A 19,870-nucleotide genomic window follows, 5' to 3' on the forward strand; every position below is an offset into this window, starting at 1 on the left:
TCAACAATACATAGATGGTATGAGCGCGACTGTATAGTAAATCTCTAGAAAAGGAAACCGGGCGGAGACGCCATTTTCACGCCCCGCCCGGATTGGGATCATTATGCCTTTTCGGTTTCCGCCTCGTCGCCATCAGGCTCTCCGGCATCCTCTTCCCCGGCGGCATCCTGTTCGGAAGCGGCATCCAGGGCGGCCTGCTTGGCCGCTTCCTCCTCCGCCTGCTTTTTGAGATGCCGCTTCTCCTTCTTGCCGAAGAAGAAGGCCACCCAGATGCCCAGCTCGTAGAGCAGGATAAGCGGACCGGCCATGAGGCACTGGGTGAACGGATCGGGCGGGGTCAGGATGGCGGCCACGACAAATCCGATCAGGATCGCGTACTTGCGCTTCTTGCGCAGTCCCGTGGACGACACCATCCCCAGCCTGGCCAGGAAGAAGATGAACAGCGGCAACTCGAAAACAAAGCCGAAAGCGAAAAGGAGTTTCAGACAGAAACTCAAGTATTCGTTCAGCTTGGGTGTAAACTGAATGCCCTCGGTAGAAAAGCTCGCGAAGAACTCGAACCCGTAGGGAAAGACGATGAAGTAGCCGAACAACGCGCCAGCGGTGAAGAAGATGGCCGAAACCAGGGCCATTGGGATCATCCACTTGCGCTCGTGGGCGTACAGGCCCGGGGCGATGAAGCCCCAGATCTGGGCAAAGACGTAGGGGCTGACCAGAAAGAGGCCGGCCACGATGGCTATCTTGATGTGCGAGAAAAACGCTTCCGCCGGGTAGGTGTACTGGAAGTGTCCTTCCTGGGCCACCTGCATGAGCGACTGCTGGAGGGCGTTGACGAAGAGATCGATCTGCTGGCTGTGCTGGAATCCTTTCTCGGCCAGCACCTGGGTCAGGGCCTGGCGCAGGTCGTCGAAGAAGCCGAGAGGCAGTTGCGGCTTGGAGGCCATGCGCGACTGGAAGACCTGAATCATGGGAGCCATGAGGATGTCGAACATCCGGTCAGCGAACCCGTAACAGGCGACCATGCCCACGGCCACGGCGATGAAGCACTTGGTCAGCCGTACGCGCAGTTCACCGAGGTGATCAAGCAGGGACATCTGGGCGCCTTCGCCGTCATCCTCGCCATCGGGCTCGTCATCGGACCCATCTTCGGGCTCACCGCCTTCCGGTTCATCCGGGTCGGCAGGTTCGTCAACTGGCTCGGAATCCCCTGTCGGAGGCTCTCCGGAACCGCCGTCGCCCGCCTCTTCGGGCTGCGGATAAACCGGCGGCACGGTCTCGGACTGCGCTGCGGCATCAGCCTCGGTCGCGGCTTCAGCATCGGCAAGATCCTCTTGCCAGGATTTCTCGGCGGCCTTGCCCTCCATGTCAAAGGGCGCGGGGGTTTCCTCTTCCTCCAGGGAAGGATCGTCATCCGGCACGGCGGCCGTCTCCCCGGTCTCCAGTTCCTTCACGTCGTCTTTGTCGGAAGCCATCGCCACCTCTAAGCGTCTTCGGCTTTTTCGACAGTGGCGGCCTGGGCCTGGGCCTTTTCCAACTCCGCCTTGGCGGTCTCGGCCTCGGCCTTGGCAGTCTGGGCTTCCAGCTTGGCCTTCTCCGCCTGACGACGGGCCAGCTCTTCCTCGACTTCGCGCTTGCGGGCTTCGGCCTCGGCCTTAGTGACTTCCTCGTCCAGGGTGGACTTGACGTCATTGCCCATGCGCTTGAATTCGGCCACGCCCTTGCCGAGGGAACGCAGCATTTCCGGCAGTTTCTTCGGACCGATGACGATAAGCGCCACAACACAGATGATCAGCAGTTCCGGGCCACCAATTCCAAACATATTTCTACCTTTGTCGCAGGAGTTAACGCGTTATTCCCATTCGATGGTGGACGGCGGCTTGGAGGAAATGTCCAGCACCACGCGGTTGACGCCCTTCACTTCGTTGATGATCCGGTTGGACATGCGGGCCAGCAATTCGCTGGGCAGCCGCGACCAGTCGGCGGTCATGGCGTCCAGGCTGTCCACGATACGCAGAGCAACGACGTTCTCGTAGGTCCTGTCGTCGCCCATGACACCCACCGTCTTGAGCGGGAGCAGCACGGCAAATCCCTGCCAAACCTTGCGATACCAATCCGAGGCAACCATTTCGTTCTGCACGATCCGGTCGGCCAGACGGAGAATCTCCAACCGTTCCTCGGTCACTTCGCCGATGATGCGGATGGACAGGCCCGGTCCAGGGAAGGGCTGACGCCAGATGATGTGTTCGGGCAGGCCCAGTTCGTAGGCGGCGCGCCGCACTTCGTCCTTGAACAGCTCACGCAGGGGCTCAACCAGCTTGAGATTCATCTTTTCAGGCAGGCCACCCACGTTGTGGTGGGACTTGATCACCGCAGAGGGGCCCTTGAAGGATTCGGACTCAATGACGTCCGGGTAGAGGGTGCCCTGGCCCAGGAACTTCACGCCGTCGATGGCCTTGGCCTCGCGGTCGAAGACCTCGATGAACTTGTAACCGATGATCTTGCGCTTCTTTTCCGGATCCTCAACACCCTTGAGATCGTCGAGAAATTCCTGGGAGGCGTCCACGAACTTGACGTTGAGGTCGAAGTGTTCGGCCAGGAAGCCGACGACCTCTTCTTTCTCGCCCATGCGCAACAGCCCGTTATCCACGAAAATGCAGTGCAGGTTCTGGCCGATGGCCCTGTGCAGGAGCACGGCCGCCACGGTGGAGTCAATGCCACCGGACAGGCCGAGCACGACCTTGGCGTCGCCAACCTGTTTCTTGAGGTCCTCGATGCAGGTGTCCACGAAGCTGGCCATGGACCAGGAGGGCTCCAACCCGGCGACCTTGAACAGGAAGTTCTGGATGATGATGTCACCGCCGGTGGTGTGCGCCACCTCCGGATGGAACTGGAGTGCATAAATTTTCTTGTCCACGTTGCCCATGGCACCGAACTCGATGGTGTCGGTCTTGCCCATGGGTACGAAGCCCTCGGGCAGCCCTTCCACTCTATCGCCGTGGGACATCCAGACGGTCAGGTCCTCCTTGTCCTCGATACCATCGAAGAGGACACAGTCGTTCATGGCCGTGAACTTAGCTCGTCCGTATTCGCGATCCTTGGACGAGACCACGTTGCCGCCCAGCTTGTGGGCGAGTAACTGCATGCCGTAGCAGATGCCGAGCACGGGAATTCCCATGTCCAGGTATTCCATGTTCAGGTCCGGGCACCCGCCCTCCAGGACGGAGGAAGGCCCGCCCGACAGGATCAGCGCAGACGGCTTGAACGCCTTGACCCGCTCGGGATCGACGTTGCAGGGATGGATTTCGGAGTAAATCCCGGCCTCGCGCACGCGGCGCGCTATGAGCTGGGTGAACTGGCTGCCAAAGTCAAGGATGAGTACTCTGTTGTCGTGCATGCGTTCCTCTCTAATTCACATCACGCAAAATGAAAAGCAGAAGATGCCCGCTTCCCGCCCAAGACAGGCTTTGCACCATGGCGGCGAAACAGGATGCGGACCACCGGAAGCCCGTCCGGGCAAGGCGATCCGCGGAAAATTTGCCTCCGCCCGCTCCGCATGCGTCCATGCCGCTTGCGGAACGGCGGCGGGGAGGCCCGCTGGGAGCCTCCCCTAAAACATGCCGTCCGACTAGCCGTCGCCGCGGTAGTTGGGGGCTTCCTTGGTGATGGTCACATCGTGGACGTGGGACTCGCGCAGGCCGGCCGGGGATATCTGCACAAGCTGGGACTTCTCATAGAGTTCCTCGATGGTGGCGCAGCCGGTGTAGCCCATGCCGGAGCGCAGGCCGCCGATGAACTGGTAGAGGGACTCGCCCACCTTGCCCCGGTACGGGACGCGGCCGACGATGCCCTCGGGCACGAACTTCTTGGACTTCTCCTGGAAGTAGCGATCCGAGCTACCCTGCTTCATGGCGTCGATGGAGCCCATGCCGCGATACTGCTTGTAGGTACGACCCTGGTAGAGAATGGTCTCACCCGGGGACTCCTCGGTGCCAGCCAGGACCGAGCCCATCATGCAGGAGTTGGCGCCCACGGCCAGGGCCTTGACCACGTCGCCGGAATACTTGATGCCGCCGTCCGCGATGATGCACTTGTCGGCTTCGCGAGCTGCGCGGTTGGCTTCCATGACGGCGGTGATCTGCGGCACGCCGACACCGGCCACCACGCGGGTGGTGCAGATGGAGCCGGGACCGATGCCGACCTTGACCGTGTCCACACCAGCTTCGATGAGCGACTTGGCGCCCTCGTAGGTGGCGATATTGCCGCCAATAAGCTGGACTTCGGGGAATGCGGAGCGCAGCTCACGAGCGGACTGGAGGATGTTCTCGGAATGGCCGTGTGCGGAATCCAGGACCAGGAAGTCGGCTCCGGCGTGAAGCAGCGCTTCGGAACGGGTCAGGCAGTCCTTGCCCACACCGATGGCGGCACCCACCAGCAGGCGGCCTCGGGAGTCCTTGACCGCGTCGGGGTACTTCTTGTGCTTGTTGATGTCCTTGATGGTGATCAGTCCCTTGAGACGGTTGTCCTGATCCACCACGAGCAGTTTTTCGATGCGGTGCTGGTGCAGCTTGCGCTTGGCCTCTTCGTTGTCGATACCCTCGGGCACGGTGACCAGATCGCGGCTGGTCATCAGCTCGGAGACGCGCGGATTGTCGTCCTTGACGAAACGGATGTCACGGTTGGTGATGATGCCCACCAGATGGTCGCCCTTGACCACGGGCAGACCGGAAATACGGTACTCGGACATGATCGCCTTGACCTTGCCCAGATCGTCATCGGGGTGAACGGTGATGGGATCGGAAATCATGCCGGATTCGGACTTCTTGACCCGGTCGATCTCCCTGGCCTGCTCCCGGATGGACATGTTCTTGTGGATGACCCCGGCCCCGCCGTGCCGGGCCATGGAGATGGCCATGCGCGCCTCGGTCACAGTGTCCATCGCCGCCGAAATGAGCGGGATGTTCAACTTGAGCAGCGGCGTCAGGTAGGTGGAGACATCCACGCTGTCGGGCAGCACGTTGGAATAGCCAGGCTGCAGCAGGACATCGTCAAAGGTTAATGCTTTATCAAGAATCTTGCTCATAAAATTCCTCCAGAGCGGTTTGCGTATGCACTGTATATGTGATCTCTTTGCAAAGTTCGATTATAAGACGCATAGGGTGCGCCCCCTCTCACCTTGTCCAGTATGTAGAAGGCCGGACGTTTCCGTCCGGCCTTGTAGCTTTCTCAGAGCCCCAGGTAGGCCCGTTTCACCTGCTCATCCGCCAAGAGCTTGTCGCAGGTGTCGGCGAGCACTATCCGCCCGTTCTCCATCACGTATCCGCGGTCTCCGATCTTGAGCGCCAGGTTGGCGTTCTGCTCCACCAGGAAGATGGTGGTTCCCGATTCCGCGTTGACCTTCTTGATGATGTCGAAAATCTGCCGGACCACCAGCGGGGCCAGGCCCATGGACGGTTCGTCCAGGAGCAGCAGCCGGGGCCGGGCCATCAAGGCTCGGGCGATGGCCAGCATCTGCTGCTCGCCGCCGGACAGATTGCCGCCCGGCTGTCTCCGGCGCTCGGCCAGGATGGGGAACAGGTCGTAGCAGTATTCCATATCCCTGGCGATGCCGTCCTTGTCGTTGCGCATGAACGCGCCCATGTCGAGGTTTTCCTGCACCGTCAGTTCAGGAAAGATGAGGCGTCCTTCGGGCACCTGGCAGATGCCCTGGCCCACGATCTTGTTGGGCGATTCCTTGGTGATGTCCTCGCCCTGGTACAGAACCTGGCCAGAACGCGCCTGAACCACGCCGCACACGGTCATGAGCGTGGTGGACTTACCCGCACCGTTAGCCCCGATCAGGGTAATGATCTCGCCTGCGTCGATATACAGGTCGATGTCGTAGAGGGCCTGGATGTTGCCGTAAAAGCTGTTGACGTTCTTGAGTTCCAGAATCCTAGCCATCGTGGTCCTCCCCGAGGTACGCCTTGATAACGTCCTCATTGCCCGCGATCTCCTCCGGGGTGCCGTCGGCGATCATCCGGCCGTAATCCAGCACGTAGATGCGGTCGGACATGGACATGACCATCTTCATATCGTGCTCGATAAGCATGATGGAGATGCCGAACTTTTCGCGAATCTTGATGATCAAATCCTCCAGGTCGCGGGTCTCCTGCGGATTCATGCCCGCTGCCGGCTCGTCCAGAAGCAACAGGAACGGGTCCGTGGCCAGGGCGCGGGCGATTTCAAGCCTGCGCTGTTTGCCGTAGGCTATGTTGGAGGCCAGCTCGTTGACGTATTCCTCCAAACCAACCAGTTGCAGCAGTTCATAGCTTCGCTGGATAACCGCCTGCTCTTCCTCGCGTGTGGCCTTGTTGCGGGAGACCGCGCCCCAAATGGAGGACTTGGTCCGGCAGTGAGTACCGATCATGACGTTCTCCAGGGCGGTCATGGACGGGAAGAGCCGGATGTTCTGAAAGGTCCTGGCCATGCCCAGCTCGGTGACGATGTTCGGCTTTTTGCCGTTGATCCGGCGGGTCTTGCCCGAACACTGGGGATCAATGAGCACGTCGCCGCGGGTGGGCTGGTAGATGCCGGTGATGCAGTTGAAGAAGGTGGTCTTCCCTGCGCCGTTGGGGCCGATGAGGGCCACGATTTCCTTGTCGTGCACCACGAGATCGACTTCATCCAGGGCGCGAATGCCCCCGAAGTCCTTGCTCACGGCGTTGACGTTCAAGACGGGATTATTCATTGCCTGCACTCGCGGGGTTAGCTTTGTATTCGTAAATCTTGCGCTTGGCGCTGATCAGACCCTGAGGACGGAAGACCATGACCAGAACCATGATCGCCCCGAACAGGAGCATGCGGAACTCAGCAAAGTCACGGAGATATTCCGGAACCAGGATGAGGATGATGGCTCCGGCGATGACGCCTCGGATGGAACCCATGCCGCCGATGACCACGATGGACAGGATGATGGCCGACTCCCAGAAGGTGAAGGACGCCGGGTTGACGAAGGTCGTCTTGGCCGCGAACACGACGCCGGCCATGCCCGCCCAGGTGGCGCCCAGGGCAAAGGCCATAAGCTTGGTCTTCATCTTGTCGATGCCCATGGCCTGGCAGGCGATCTCATCCTCGCGCAGGGCCAGCCAGGCGCGGCCGATACGCGAATTCTGGAGCCGGTTGACGCAGAAGATGGTCAGTACCAGCAGTCCTATCATGATGTAGTACATATAGGTGGTGGACCCGATGACGCCGAGCTTGGCGCCGAAGAACTCCGGGCGGGCGATGCGCGAGATGCCCGAGGGCCCCATGGTCACCTCGCCCCAGTTCTCCAGAACCAGGCGGATGATTTCGCCGAAGCCCAGGGTGACGATTGCCAGGTAGTCGCCTCGCAGCCGCAGGACCGGAAAACCGAGCAGCAGGCCGAGGATGGCCCCGAGCACCGCGCCCACGGGGAGCATAAACCAGAAGCCGACGCCCCAGTGCATGTTGCACAGGGCGTAGGCATAGGCGCCCACGGCGTAGAAGGCCACGTAGCCGAGGTCAAGCAGTCCGGCCAGGCCCACGACGATGTTCAGGCCGAGCCCGAGCACCACATAGACGAGGCAGGAGATCATGATGTTGGTCTGGTAGAGGTCGAAAACCTCGGGGAAGGCCAGGGCCAGGGCGGCGATGACGCCAAGCGCGACGAATTTGAGAATCTTGTGGGACTGGATGGTAGTCAGCAACGCCTCTGCGCGGCTCTCACCCTTGCTTTCGTCCTTCTTGAGTTCCTTGCGGGCGAGCAGCCAGCGCCAGACGAAGGAGCCGAAAAACACGGCCAGGACCACATAGCCGAGCCGCTGCCAATGCCAATCCACAGTATGTTCAATGGTATTGACGCGGATGACCATGATCGGAAAGGTCACGAAGGCGAACCAGACGGCGGCCAGGAAGGACTTCTTGAGCGCATGGGCGAAGCTGTCGCATCCGGCGCTCAGGAAAAATTGCAGGAATCCCTGCCTGTCCATGTTGTTGGTTTCGGTAGTCACGATATATTTCCTTGCGGCGGAAGACGCGGCCCGGGGGCCGCCTCAAAGTTAAACCTTCTGGATCTTTTCCTTGCCCATGATACCGGAGGGCCGGAAGATCAGGATCAGCACGAGCAGGCAGAACGCGAAGACGTCCTCGTAGTCAGAGGACACATAGCCGGTGGCAAAGGCTTCGGTCAGTCCGAGGACGAGACCTCCGAGCATGGCCCCGGGAATGGAGCCGATGCCGCCCAGCACTGCGGCGGTGAACGCCTTGATACCCGCGATGAAGCCGATGAAATAGTTGATCTGCCCGATGTGCGAAGCGATGAGCACGCCGCCCATGGCAGCCAGACTGGAACCGATGATGAAGGTGGCCGAGATGACCATATCAACATTGATGCCCACCAGCATGGCCATCTTGCGGTTCTGAGCCGTGGCGCGCATGGCCTTGCCGAGCTTGGTGTACTTGATGAACAGGGTAAGGCCCACGCAGACAGCGACCGTTACCGTAAGGATGGCCAGCTCGGAGGAGCTGAGCATGGAGCCCATGCCCTTCATGAAGTCGAACTCGGGGATCAGCTCGGGAAAGGGAAGAAAATCGGAAGTCTGGGCGAGCATCACGTAGTTCTGCAAGAAGATCGACATGCCGATGGCCGAGATGAGCGGAGAAAGCCTGGGAGCGCCCCGCAGGGGCTTGTAGGCGACCTTTTCAATGGTATAGCCGTACGCCGCAGCCCAGACCACTGCGCAAGCCATGGCGATGGCCAGGATGGCGATGCCTGGGAAGCCGAGCATGGTCAGCAGCCCGGCCACGATCAGGCCGGTGAACGCGCCGATCATGTAGATCTCGCCGTGAGCGAAGTTGATCAGCTCGATGATGCCGTAGACCATGGTGTAGCCGAGGGCGATGAGCGCGTAGATGCTCCCCCGGGTCAGCCCGCCGAACAGCAGTTCCAGAAAATATTCCATGTTATGTCCGTATAAATATAATAGCAGGGGACAGGCTCTGCACCTGTCCCCTGACCAATAAAGGTAATGTTTGGTTTCCTACTTGACTTCCGCGTACTTGCCGTCTTTCACCTGGTACACGGAGAAGCCGACACCCTCGGCATCGCCCTTGGCGTCGAACTTGATCTTGCCGACGGCGGTGTCCACGTACTGGGTACGCAGGGCCTCGGTGACCTTGTCGTAGTCGGTGGAACCGGCACGCTGAACAGCGGTCAGCAGGGCCTGGGCAGCGGCGTAAGCCTGGGAGAAGAACGGACCGGGATCTTCGCCGAACTCGGCCTTGTGGGCGGCGACGGCTTCCTGGTTCATGGGCACGGAGGACAGGTCCTTGGGACCGGTGGCGTAGACGCCCTCGGCGTACTTGCCGGCAACCTTGATGAAGGTGTCATCCTTCACGCCGTCATCAGACAGGAACGGCAGCTCCAGGCCCTTCTTGCGCATACCGGTGACGATCTTGGAAGCCTCGGGATGGTAACCGCCGAAGATGACGCCTTCAGCACCGGAGGACTTGATCTTCTGGACAACGGCGGAGTAGTCCACCGCGCCGGGGGTCACGCCTTCGAACAGGACGACGTCGATGCCGTCTTCCTTCTCGATGAACTGCTTGCAGAAGGAGGCGAAGCCCTTGCCGTAGTCACCCTTGTCGTGGATGACGGCGACCTTTTTCAGACCGAGGCTCTTGGCGAAGGAAACTTCGAGGGCAGCCTGGGCATCATCAGGAGCGATGGTGCGGAAGAAGTTCGGGTAGTCGCCGGACTGGGTCAGCGGCGGGTTGGTGGCGGAGGGAGACATGAGGATGATCTTGGACTCAAGGTAGATCGGGAGCGCGGCCTTGGTGGCGCCGGAGCAGATGTGGCCGAGAACGATCTTCACGTCTTCGGAAACCATCTTGGTGGCGGCGTTGGTGGCCAGCTCGGGCTTGCACTGGTCATCCTGAGCGTAGACTTCGACCATGGCGCCGTTCACGCCGCCGGCGGCGTTGAACTTGGCGGCCACGAGCTTGGCGGCGTTGACGGTGGGCAGGCCGTAGGAGGCCAGGTCGCCGGAGTGGGCACCGGCTACGCCGAGCACCAGTTTGGCAGCCGGAGCCGGGGCTTCGGCCTTTTCTTCACCTTTTTTCTCACCTTCGCTGCTGCAGGCGGCCAGCATGGCGACCATGGCGATGCACAGTGCGATCAGACGCAGTTTTCTCATACTTCCTCTCCTAAAATGTATAAGGTTCCAACAGGGACTCTGTTCACATACCAAATCATATCCGCGCGTTGGGCCACTCGTCTCCCCACGTGTAGCCCGGCGGAATGAAGTATTGTATTTAATTTGTGGAACTTGTCAACACGATAGGAACGTTCGATCGTCTCGGCAACAGGCTGGAATCACGAATGTTTTATTTTTCGAGCTCTTGTTTTGCCATCTTTATGAGTTCCGCATCTTCCTTTTCAACAGCCAACACTTTCTCGAAATACGTTCTGGCCTGATCTTGTTTTTCGAAATAATATTTGTGGATGACACCCAGATTGAACAACGCCAGCGTGTCCTCTGGTTCGACCTTGAGGACAGCCTCGTAGGCCGCAGCGGCCTCGGCGTAATCCTTCTTGTTGAACCTGGCGATGCCTATGGCCTTGAGCAGATGGACGTTGCCCGGCTCCAGCTTGTTGGCCTTTTCCAGCGGTTCCAGGGCACGATCCCAGGCGCGCATCATCAGGAAGGAATTCCCCAGGTTGATCAACGCCTTAACGTCATTGGGGTTCTTCTCCACCTGGATCATGTACTCGCGGACCTTGGCCATGGGGCCCTCTGCGCCGCCGGTCATGCCCGGAGGCGGCGTCATGGCGCCCTGCCCGGTCGATCCGGCGGGCTGCTTGACCTGCACGAACAGGTTCGGGTTGCGCATCCGGTAGGCGAAACTGGTCACGAACATGGCCGCGACACAAAACAACACTGCAATAATGACCGTCTTGCGGCCCATGGTCACGATGCTAGCCGTCATGGCCTTCCTCCAGAAGTTCGATCTGCCGCGCCCGCTTCTTCAGGCCCGCCTCGCGGGAAGCCAGAAAACAGAGGTAACCGACCAGGCCGAGCAAGACGGCGCTGTTGGCGATGAGGATATAGGTGGTCGCAGACATGTGCTTTTCCTTGTCTATTCCTGAATGTTATTCGTCGTCCCAGACCAGCCGGGCATCAAGTTCAGCCTGCCGCCCGAGCTGCCTCACCCGCGTCAGCAGGATGGCGCCCCAGACAAAACCGAAGGAGATCAATCCGGCAAAGACCGTGTGCCACATGCGCGCCTCCATGCCCGAGCCCTGACGGGCCAGGCCGTCCGGATGGGCGCTGCCCCACAACTTGGCCGCGAAAAAGACCAGCGGCACGTCGAGAAAGGCCACGATGCCGAGCACGGCACAGACCAGCGCCTTGCGGTCACGGCCCATGGGCGTTGCCCTGAGCACGAGGTATCCGGCGTACACATACCACATGATAAGCGCGGTGGTCAGCTTCGGGTCCCACAGCCACCAGTGGCCCCACTCCGCACGCGCCCAGGTCGATCCGGTGACCAGCGCCAGGGTGGCGAAGAGCACGCCGATCTCGGCGGCGGCCCCGGCAACGCGGTCAAAGGCGTCGTTGCGCTTGAGCAGGAACAGGATGGACGACACGAAAACCACGAAAAAGCTCACCAGCGCCCACCAGGAACACGGCAGGTGCATGTAGAAAATCTTCTGCACCGGCCCGGACTGGGCGATGGGCGCGTAAAACCAGATCATGTATTGTTGCACCAGCAGCGCGATGACTGCCAGTCCGGCGAGAATCTTTACTTTCATACCTACTCTTCCCCACTGTAGACGAACGGAAACAAAAACAATCCGGCTCCGGCGAACAGGCAGTCAAAGGCGAAAATCAGGCCAAGCCATTTATCGGCCCCCTCGATTTCCTCCGGAGAAAAACAGAAGCCGAACAGGGTGATCCCAGCCAGCAGCACGGGCAGCAACAGCGGGAACACGATGACCGACAGGAGCGACTCGCGCGCGGCCTGCCCCTGGGAGAGCGCGCCGAGCAGCGCGCCGATGACCACCAGGCCGATGTCCGCGCCCAAAAGCACGGTCAGCAGCAGCCACCAAGGGCCGCTCACGGTCTGGCCGAGAAAGGCCACGGTGGCCGGGAAAAACACAAGCTGCGAGACCAGCAGCAGGCTCAATCCGGCCGCCCCCTTGCCCACCCACACGGCGTGCACCGGCGCGGGCGACGACAGGATGCCGATGCGCGCGCCGTTGGCTTCCTCGATGGCGAACAGGTCATTGAAGACCAGAACCAGCCCGAAGGCCGAGGCGAGCCAGAAGATGGCCCCGGCAGCCTGGGGCGAGATGGTGCCGCCCAAAGGCTTGGACAGGGAGAACATGAAGATCAGCAGCAGGCCGAGCAGGACGGCCTGCACCAGCCCCTGCCCGCCGGAGACGGACAGCGTCAGGTCCTTGGAAGCGATGGCCAGGGTGCGCCTCAGCATGACGCCACCTCATACCCGGAGGCCGGACCGAAATATTCCACCCGCCTGCCGCCCAGGGCCAGGACCATGTCGGCCAGGGCGGTGTCCTCGGCCACGTGATGGCTGATCCAGATGACGCTGGTGCCGCGATCGCGGAAGCCGGCGATCTCACCACGCAGGGTGGCGAGGGACTTGGGGTCCAGCCCGGTTCCGGGCTCGTCCAAAAAGATGAGCTTGGGCTCGACCAGATAGATACGGGCCAGATTCAGCCGCTGGGCCATGCCCCGGGAAAAGGCCCCTGCCTTTTCCTCGGCCACGCGCTCCAGCCCCACCCGCTTGAGCAGGGCCATGAGCTCGTCGCGGGAAGGCGACAGACCGTACATGGAGGCCCAGAACTTCAGGTTGGCCAGGGCGGAAAGCCCGGGATAGATGAACGTCGCGTGCCCCAGGTAGGCGGTTTCCTCGGGCTCCAGGCGCAGGTCCACGTCCCCTGCCGACGGCTTGGACAGCCCGGCCATGATGCGCATCAGCGTGGACTTGCCCGCGCCGTTGGGACCGGCGACGAGTACGATCTGCCCGGGTCCCACATCGCAGGAGACTTCCTTGAAGACGAGCTTCTGGCCGTAGAACTTCGCGGCCCGCTTGACCGAGAGCAGCGCGTTGCCGGGAGCGTCAGCCATCTATATCTCCTGCTCCGGGCGGCGGGTGCGGGTCAGCACCAGGAACGGAAACACGCACATGAGCGTGCCGCCGATCCAGACCCAGTTGACCAGCGGGTTGACCGAAATCTTGAAGGACGCCCTGTCGTCTTCCGTGAACCCGAGCAGCGTGGCGTAGACCTCGTCGCCAAGGCTGAAAATGGTCGCCACCTCGGCGAACTGCTGGCGCTCGAAGTTTCTGTAGATGCGCTTGTCAGGGAGCATCAGGCCGAGCGTCTTCCCGTCCTTGCTCACCTCGAGGGTGGTGGTCGCACGGGCGCGCAACTCGTCGGTGCTGTCCTCGATCATGGACTGGTACTGGATGGTGTAGCCGTCGATGACCGAGCTCTCACCCTTGGCCAGGACCACCTCGCGCTCGACCTTGTACGGACCGGAGAAGGCGATACCCAGGGCCAGCAGCGCCATGCCGAAATGGATGCCGTACGCGCCCCAGGTACGAAGCGACCGGCGCATGGCCGGATTGAGCACGAAAAGCGTGACGATGGATACCATGGCTGCCACGGACGCGGCTGCGGCCAGCGCGGCCAGCGGCTTGGTCATGCCCATGGCGAAAAATCCGGCGAAGGCCGCGACCAGGACGGCGGCCACGACGATCAGCCCGTTCCGGCTGCGCAGGCCGCCTTTCCAGCCCAGCCAGGGGCAGAAGGCGAACAGCAGCACCAGCACGGACATGAACGGCAGGCAGACGCGGTTGTAGAAATTGGCATCCAGCCCAACGGACTGAGTGGTCCACAACCGGCTGATGACCGGCCACATGGTGCCGAGGGCGACGACCATGCCGAGGGCGAGCAGGAACCAGGCGGTGATGACCAGCATGCCTTGGCGGCTGACGAAATCGGACAGGGTGCGGTGGGTCAGCCGCTCACCCAGGAAAGTGACCATCAGGGTCACGGCCAGGAAGGCGATCTGGCCCCAGAACAACGGCACGGACACGCCGGACTCGCCAAAAGTGTGCAGGGAGTCAATGACGCCGGACCGGGTCAGATAGGTGGAAAAGATGCACAGAAGGAAGGTCAGCCCCATGAGGAAGACGTTGGTCCGCTGGAGCGCGTTGCGCCGGGCCTCGATGATGGAGGTGTGCAGCACGGCCGTGCCCGCGAACCACGGGATGAGCGAGGCGTTCTCCACCGGGTCCCACGCCCAGTAGCCGCCCCAACCCAGCTCCATATAGGACCACCAGCCGCCGAGCACGATGCCCGCGGTGAGGAAGACCCAGGCCAGGATGTTCCAGTTGCGGCTGATCTTGATCCAGGACTTCTCTTCGCTCGCGATGGCGGAGGCCAGGGCGCAGGCCGCCGGGATGGCGTACAGGGCAAAGCCCAGGAACAGAAGCGGCGGATGGAAGATCATGCCCGGATTGCGAAGCAGCGGGTTGAGGCCGCGCCCGTCCGAGGGGGCCGGGATCATCTCGATGAACGGATTGGACCAGCAGGTCAGCAAAAGCAGGAAAAAGCCCTGGATGGCGAGATAGAACATCCAGAAGTACAGGCGCGTCCTCGGCGCCAGGACCTTGTAGCCGGGCGTGAAGACGAAGATGGCACCGCCTAGGGCGATGATCAGCTCCCAGAACAGCAGGGAGCCCTCGCGCCCGCCCCAGAAGGCGGTCAGGGTGTAGACGAAGGAGAGCGTGTTATCCACGTTGTCATAGACATAGCGGAAGGAGTAGTCGCGGGAGGTCAGGGCCACGAGGAGAATCAGGGAGGAAAAGACCACGCCCGCAGCACCGAGCAGTTGACCCCGCTCGATGACGGGCAGGGATTCGTCCTTGTCCGACCAGGCCGCCACACCGGCCCAGACTGAAAGAAAAAGAAAAGCGAGCAGGGAAAACAAGAGGCCCACATAACCGGTCAGATGCATAGATACTCCTTGAAACGGCGCGATGAAGAGGACATAGCGCACATCCGGCGCGTACGTCCATGATCAAAGTCAGAAGGCGGTAGGACGGAAAAAAAGGGAATGGCAAGCATGTGAATGATTTTTCACTACCGGGGACTTACCCGTTCTGCTGCTCCATTTCCTTGCTTTTCTCCTCGTACTTGGAGGGGCATTTGGTGACCAGAGTCCGGGCCACGAAGACGGTACCGTCAGGGGAAAAACCACCCTCCACGATGACTTCCACGTCATCCTTGAAGGTGTCTGGCAAGGCGCCCTTGTACTGCACTCGCAGCATCTTGGCGTGCTCCATCTTGTCCATGAGGTCAAAGGAGGCGCCGAGCTTGCCGTCGGCGATGACCAGGTTGGAGGGCGAGACCTTGCCAAACAGCCGGGCCTGCTTGATCTGCGTCCGATCCTGGGCCAGGGCCTCGGACACGTTCAGAAAATACACGCTGTCCTCGGTCAGGCCTGAAAAAATGAGATACCCAAGGCCGCCCAGAAACAGGAGCAGAGCTACGGCATACACGGCCGTATTGTTCTTTTTCGCCATATTTATTTCTTCCCTTGATGCGCCGTGGCGCTAGTCTTCTTCGCTTTCGCCGTCCCTCATGCGGCGTCCGGTGAGTTCGTCGCGTTGTTGCCGCGCGAGCTCCCGCATATCCACCACCTGATCGGTCTCGTCAACTATTTCACTGCCCAAAATTTCTTCGAGCACGTCCTCCAGGGTGACCACCCCGGCCACGCCGCCGTACTCGTCCAGGACCACGCACAGATGCAACCGGCTCCCCAGAAATTTGACCAGCAGCTTGTCCAGCGTGATGGTCTCCAGCACGAAGCGAACCGGTCGCATAAGGTCCGCCAATCGAAGATCGTCCAGGTCGTCGGCCAGGGCCTCGAAGACCTGCCGCCGGTAGACCACGCCCACCACATCCTCCGGATCGTCGTCGTACACGGGAATCCGGCTGTGGGGCCAGGAAGCCTGCAGCTCCCGCGCCTCGGCCACGGTCATATCCATGGGCAGCGAGAAGACCACCGTACGCGGGGTCATGATCTCTTCCACCGTCTTGGTGTCCAGCAGCAGGATGTTGCGGATGGACTGTTCCTCGTACGGTTTGATCGATCCCGACCGCCGGGTCAACGCAACGATGGCCCGGATGTCGTCCTCGGTATGGTCCGGGCCTTCCTTCTTTCGCGACACGGACCTCGACAGCATGCCCATGAAGATGATGAGCGGCTTGAACAGCCAGACCATCCCCCTGAGCGGGCGTGCCAGAGGCGGAGCGATACGGTCGCTGTAGACCACGCCCACGGTCTTGGGCAGAATCTCCGTGAAGATGAGAATAATTACTGTGAAGCCTGTTGTAAAGAGCCACAGGGTTTCCTTGCCGTAGAGATTGGCCCAGGCCCAGCCCGCCACAGCGGCTCCCGCAGTGTGGGCGCACGTGTTCAAGGTCAGGATGGCGGTGATGGGCTCGTCCACGTTGGAACGGAGCTTGCGCAGCAGTTTCGCCGACTTGCTGCCTGTTGCGGCGAGCTTTTCGATATCGGGCCAGCTCATGGAATAGAGGGCGGCCTCGGCCACGGAGCAGAACATGGAAACGAAGACGGCCACGCAAACCGATATGATGAGTTCTAGCATAGAGGATTTTTCTCTTTATGATCCATTCCGGATCATGCCGGAGTATGGGTGTTCAGATATACCAGAGACAACAGCGTGGTGCAACACACTACACCCTTGACTTCCCGCCGGATTGCAGCCATTTCCACGGCATGCCTAACAGCGGTACCCACCAGCCGAGCGTCGCGGTGCGCCTGAGCCACATGGGCGATGTGGCCCTGACCACGGGCGTCCTCGCCCACTGGAACCAAACCCGTGGCGAGACCTTCGTCTTCCTGACCCGCAAGGGTAATGCCCCCCTGCTGGAGAACCACCCCGCAGTGGAGCGCGTCATCGGCGTGGAGGACGAGGCCCTCAAGACCGGGGCATGGCTCCGGCTGGCCCGGCAGCTCGCCGCCGAATACGAGGGACACGATCTCATCGACCTGCACGGCACCCTCAGGTCACGCCTGCTCTCCCTGCTCTGGCGGGGCAAGGTAAGGCGTTATCCCAAGCTCGGCCTGGCCCGGCGCCTCTATGACCGCACCCACGGGGAACGCTATCGCCGCCGCCTGGAGGCAACCAACGTGCCCCAGCGTTACGCCCTGGCCCTGGACGCCGAACCGCCGTCGCCACAGGACCTGCTCCCCCGAATATTTCTCACCCCGGCGGAAGTCGATACCGCCGCCACAAGGCTGACAGGTTTATCCAGCTCCGGCCCGCTGGTGGCCCTGCATCCCTACGCCACCCATCCGGCCAAGCAGTGGCCTCGCGAGCATTGGCTCGCCCTGACACGGGAACTGAGCCGCAACGGTCTGGACTGGGTAGTGGTCGGACGTGATGACGCCCCACTCCTGCCCGGAGATGAACGGGACCTCACCAATGCCACGAACCTGAGGGAAACCTGCGCCCTGCTCTCACGGACCGATCTGCTCATCACTGGCGATTCCGGCCCCATGCACCTGGGGTGCGCCGTGGGCACACCCGTGCTCGCCCTGTTCGGCCCCACGGCCAAGGTCTGGGGGTTCTACCCGGCAGGCCCCCGCGACCAGGTGTTGGAGCGGCCCATGGAATGCCGCCCCTGCTCACTGCACGGAGCCAGGACATGCGAAAGGGGCCACTCCTGCCTGGCAGGCATTCCCCCGGAAAAGGTCGCTGCCTGCGCGGCTGAGATGCTCGCCGCGCAGTAGAAAGAATTCGCCGTCACCCCTTGAGGGTGCGCTTGCCCCAATACTGCTCGATCTCCCCGGCCCGCTCTTCCAGCATGGCCTCCACCCCGGGAGGCACCAGATAGCGGATACTTCGGCCCGTGAGCCAGCGCTGCCGGATATGCCCGCCCTTGATGTCCAGCCTGGGAGCGTCCAGCAACCGGATGGTGTGTCCCTGCGGCAGCCGCCAGAGGCCGTCCTCCTCCCTGGCCTCAGGCCAGTACTCCTCGATAAATCCGGGCACCTCCACAGACGCCTCCCAGCGGTTGACCACCACCAGGGAAGCCAGCTCGGGGATCTCGAGCCCCCGTCGCCACTGGGGCAGCTCCAGAAAAGTGGACGCACCGAGAATGAAGGACAACTCGATCTCGGGCTGCTCCGTGCGGTAGCAGGTCAGAGTGTCGCACGTGAACGAAGGACCGGGCCGCTGGTTCTCGATGGGGTTCACGTCCAGCTCGGGCATATCCTCGATGGCTCGCTCCACCAGCGCCATACGCAGATCAAACGGCAGGATGTCGTCCCCTTCCTTGTGCGGCGGATGCTTGGCCGGAAGCAACTCCACCCTGTCCAGGCCGAGCTGTTCGTGGACCTCGATGGCCATGCGCACATGGCCGGTATGCACCGGATTGAAACTGCCGCCGAGGATGCCGATCTTCATGGGTGGTTACTCCTTCGCTTATTCAAGAGGATACGCCGTGAAACGGGTTCGGGCAAGGGGGTCAGAAGGCCATCAGCACCGCATGCCAGACGGGCAGGGTCAGGAACGAAAGCGGAATGCCCACTCCCAGCAGTGATGCAGCCAGCTTGGGCCTGAGGCCGTGACTCATGGCGATGATCCCGCCCGTGATCATGGGCCCCATGGCCGCCTCGAAGACCGTGACCCTGATGTTCATGTCCGCCTGTCCCGTAGTGCCTATATACAACATGAATATCAGCAGCGGCGCCAACAGCATCTTGTAACCCAGTCCCACCGCGAGTTCGCGCACATTGCCGCCGATATCCCGAAAGCGCAGGGCCATGCCCACGGAAAGCAGCGCCAGTGGGGTCAGGGTCCCGCCGAGTCGGCTTAAGAGGGACTCCAGCCAGTCGGGATACGGAACGGGCTGGAGTGCAAAACCCGCCAGGATTGCCAGGAAAGGCGGAAAAAGAAGCACCTTGCGCGCCACGGCCAGGCCGTCCACCGCCTGTCCCGAGGCTCGCGCCGCCAGGATAATGCCGGGAATGGCCAGGGCCATGAAGGTTCCGGCGGTGTCGCAGAGCATGCCCACGCCCAGATACTCGCTTCCGAAAAACGCCTCGATCATAGGCAGCCCCACGAAGGAGGTATTCCCCAATCCGGCGCACAGACACAGGCAAGCCACGGTCTTGTCGTCCATACCCATCGCCTTCCCCACCAGGGAAAACAGCACGTACCCGGCCCCGAACACTATCCAGGCCATGGCCGCGGGCAGCAACAGCTCTACGCCGAGGGGCAATGAGTGGGTATACAGCAGGGCCAGCGCGGGCAGCGACATGTGAATGATCACCGCGTTCAGCGTGACCGGCCCTCTCTCGTCCAATATCCGCGCCTTTCTAAGCGCAATACCGAGCAGGAAACAGACGCCCAGCAGGATAAAATTTTCCATGACAAACTCCAGATTAGGGCGAAACGTAGTGTTTTTCCCTTCGAATCACAACCCGCGCTTTGACCTTTTTTGCGAACGTTTCGACGGGAAGGATATCGGGGCTCCGAGCTGAAAAAGACGGGTCAAAAAATCTGAACGCAACGCCCCCCTTCCTGGAGAGAGTTCAATATTTTATACCGGATGGTCCGAAAAAGAGTGTCGCGCCAACGAGCAGCAATCAAAATTATCACCATTTTTTTCAGCATGTTATAAATTTTTCGCTCTTCTTTATCGAGGTTGGCATGATAGCTGCTATATTCTGATCATCTGTCTTCCTTTTATTTGCACACGAGAATACCAAGGCTTTCGGGAATCCCCCGGAGGCCTTTCTCGTTT

The 19,870-nt window shown here is 61.1% G+C and carries 20 protein-coding genes; 1 reads left to right on the plus strand and 19 read right to left on the minus strand.

The window, feature by feature from the left end; genetic code table 11:
• Positions 1–101 precede the first annotated feature (101 nt).
• From tatC to GM415_RS16860, 17 genes are all read right to left on the minus strand, one after another.
• Positions 102–1,472 carry a twin-arginine translocase subunit TatC gene (gene tatC, locus GM415_RS16780; RefSeq protein WP_158950219.1) on the minus strand — a complete coding sequence of 457 codons (1,371 nt, stop codon included), beginning with the start codon at positions 1,470–1,472 and terminating at the stop codon, positions 102–104.
• Between the two features lie 8 nt (positions 1,473–1,480).
• Positions 1,481–1,819 carry a Sec-independent protein translocase protein TatB gene (gene tatB / locus GM415_RS16785; RefSeq protein WP_158950221.1) on the minus strand — a complete coding sequence of 113 codons (339 nt, stop codon included), beginning with the start codon at positions 1,817–1,819 and terminating at the stop codon, positions 1,481–1,483.
• Positions 1,820–1,849: 30 nt separating this feature from the next.
• On the minus strand, positions 1,850–3,394 hold the full coding sequence (gene guaA, locus GM415_RS16790) for a glutamine-hydrolyzing GMP synthase (RefSeq protein WP_158950223.1): 1,545 nt from the start codon (positions 3,392–3,394) through the stop codon (positions 1,850–1,852).
• Positions 3,395–3,625: 231 nt separating this feature from the next.
• Positions 3,626–5,080 carry an IMP dehydrogenase gene (guaB, locus tag GM415_RS16795; RefSeq protein WP_158950225.1) on the minus strand — a complete coding sequence of 485 codons (1,455 nt, stop codon included), beginning with the start codon at positions 5,078–5,080 and terminating at the stop codon, positions 3,626–3,628.
• Positions 5,081–5,223: 143 nt separating this feature from the next.
• On the minus strand, positions 5,224–5,931 hold the full coding sequence (locus GM415_RS16800; RefSeq protein WP_199244366.1) for an ABC transporter ATP-binding protein: 708 nt from the start codon (positions 5,929–5,931) through the stop codon (positions 5,224–5,226).
• 1 nt (position 5,932) lies between these two features.
• The gene (locus GM415_RS16805; RefSeq protein WP_158950229.1) at positions 5,933–6,727 is read right to left on the minus strand and encodes an ABC transporter ATP-binding protein; all 795 of its coding nucleotides are present in this window, start codon (positions 6,725–6,727) and stop codon (positions 5,933–5,935) included.
• Positions 6,720–7,988, minus strand: coding sequence for a high-affinity branched-chain amino acid ABC transporter permease LivM (gene livM / locus GM415_RS16810; RefSeq protein WP_158950993.1), 1,269 nt, complete (start codon positions 7,986–7,988; stop codon positions 6,720–6,722). Before livM ends, GM415_RS16805 begins: the two co-directional genes overlap by 8 nt.
• 69 nt (positions 7,989–8,057) lie before the next feature.
• Complete coding sequence (locus GM415_RS16815) at positions 8,058–8,960, minus strand: branched-chain amino acid ABC transporter permease (RefSeq protein WP_158950231.1); 903 nt, start codon at positions 8,958–8,960, stop codon at positions 8,058–8,060.
• Between the two features lie 78 nt (positions 8,961–9,038).
• Positions 9,039–10,193 (minus strand): branched-chain amino acid ABC transporter substrate-binding protein, encoded by a 1,155-nt coding sequence (locus GM415_RS16820; RefSeq protein WP_158950233.1) that lies wholly within the window; start codon positions 10,191–10,193, stop codon positions 9,039–9,041.
• Positions 10,194–10,383: 190 nt separating this feature from the next.
• Positions 10,384–10,986, minus strand: a complete 603-nt coding sequence (locus GM415_RS16825) for a tetratricopeptide repeat protein (RefSeq protein ID WP_158950235.1) — start codon at positions 10,984–10,986, stop codon at positions 10,384–10,386.
• Positions 10,976–11,122 carry a CcmD family protein gene (locus tag GM415_RS16830; protein WP_158950237.1) on the minus strand — a complete coding sequence of 49 codons (147 nt, stop codon included), beginning with the start codon at positions 11,120–11,122 and terminating at the stop codon, positions 10,976–10,978. Before GM415_RS16830 ends, GM415_RS16825 begins: the two co-directional genes overlap by 11 nt.
• Before the next feature lie 27 nt (positions 11,123–11,149).
• Complete coding sequence (gene ccsA, locus GM415_RS16835) at positions 11,150–11,812, minus strand: cytochrome c biogenesis protein CcsA (RefSeq protein WP_158950239.1); 663 nt, start codon at positions 11,810–11,812, stop codon at positions 11,150–11,152.
• Positions 11,813–11,814: 2 nt separating this feature from the next.
• A complete protein-coding gene (locus tag GM415_RS16840; protein WP_158950241.1) occupies positions 11,815–12,492 on the minus strand; it encodes a heme exporter protein CcmB in 678 nt (225 codons plus the stop codon).
• Positions 12,486–13,151: a heme ABC exporter ATP-binding protein CcmA gene (gene ccmA, locus GM415_RS16845; protein ID WP_158950243.1), complete on the minus strand. Its 666-nt coding sequence runs from the start codon at positions 13,149–13,151 to the stop codon at positions 12,486–12,488. The genes GM415_RS16840 and ccmA overlap by 7 nt, the downstream gene beginning before the upstream one ends.
• Positions 13,152–15,047 carry a heme lyase CcmF/NrfE family subunit gene (locus GM415_RS16850; protein WP_158950245.1) on the minus strand — a complete coding sequence of 632 codons (1,896 nt, stop codon included), beginning with the start codon at positions 15,045–15,047 and terminating at the stop codon, positions 13,152–13,154.
• A 136-nt stretch (positions 15,048–15,183) separates the two neighbouring features.
• Complete coding sequence (locus GM415_RS16855; RefSeq protein WP_158950247.1) at positions 15,184–15,615, minus strand: cytochrome c maturation protein CcmE; 432 nt, start codon at positions 15,613–15,615, stop codon at positions 15,184–15,186.
• Between the two features lie 30 nt (positions 15,616–15,645).
• Positions 15,646–16,704: a hemolysin family protein gene (locus GM415_RS16860; RefSeq protein WP_158950249.1), complete on the minus strand. Its 1,059-nt coding sequence runs from the start codon at positions 16,702–16,704 to the stop codon at positions 15,646–15,648.
• A gap of 131 nt (positions 16,705–16,835) precedes the next feature.
• On the opposite strand from GM415_RS16860, the gene GM415_RS16865 reads away from it, so the two are divergent.
• Positions 16,836–17,852, plus strand: a complete 1,017-nt coding sequence (locus tag GM415_RS16865) for a glycosyltransferase family 9 protein (protein ID WP_158950251.1) — start codon at positions 16,836–16,838, stop codon at positions 17,850–17,852.
• Between the two features lie 13 nt (positions 17,853–17,865).
• Here GM415_RS16865 and nadD read toward each other — a convergent pair whose 3' ends face one another.
• Both nadD and GM415_RS16875 read right to left on the minus strand, forming a co-directional pair.
• Positions 17,866–18,528 (minus strand): nicotinate (nicotinamide) nucleotide adenylyltransferase, encoded by a 663-nt coding sequence (nadD, locus tag GM415_RS16870; RefSeq protein WP_158950253.1) that lies wholly within the window; start codon positions 18,526–18,528, stop codon positions 17,866–17,868.
• A gap of 61 nt (positions 18,529–18,589) precedes the next feature.
• Complete coding sequence (locus GM415_RS16875) at positions 18,590–19,495, minus strand: AEC family transporter (protein WP_158950255.1); 906 nt, start codon at positions 19,493–19,495, stop codon at positions 18,590–18,592.
• Positions 19,496–19,870: the final 375 nt, after the last annotated feature.

Source organism: Pseudodesulfovibrio cashew, from assembly GCF_009762795.1.
GTDB lineage: Bacteria > Desulfobacterota > Desulfovibrionia > Desulfovibrionales > Desulfovibrionaceae > Pseudodesulfovibrio > Pseudodesulfovibrio cashew.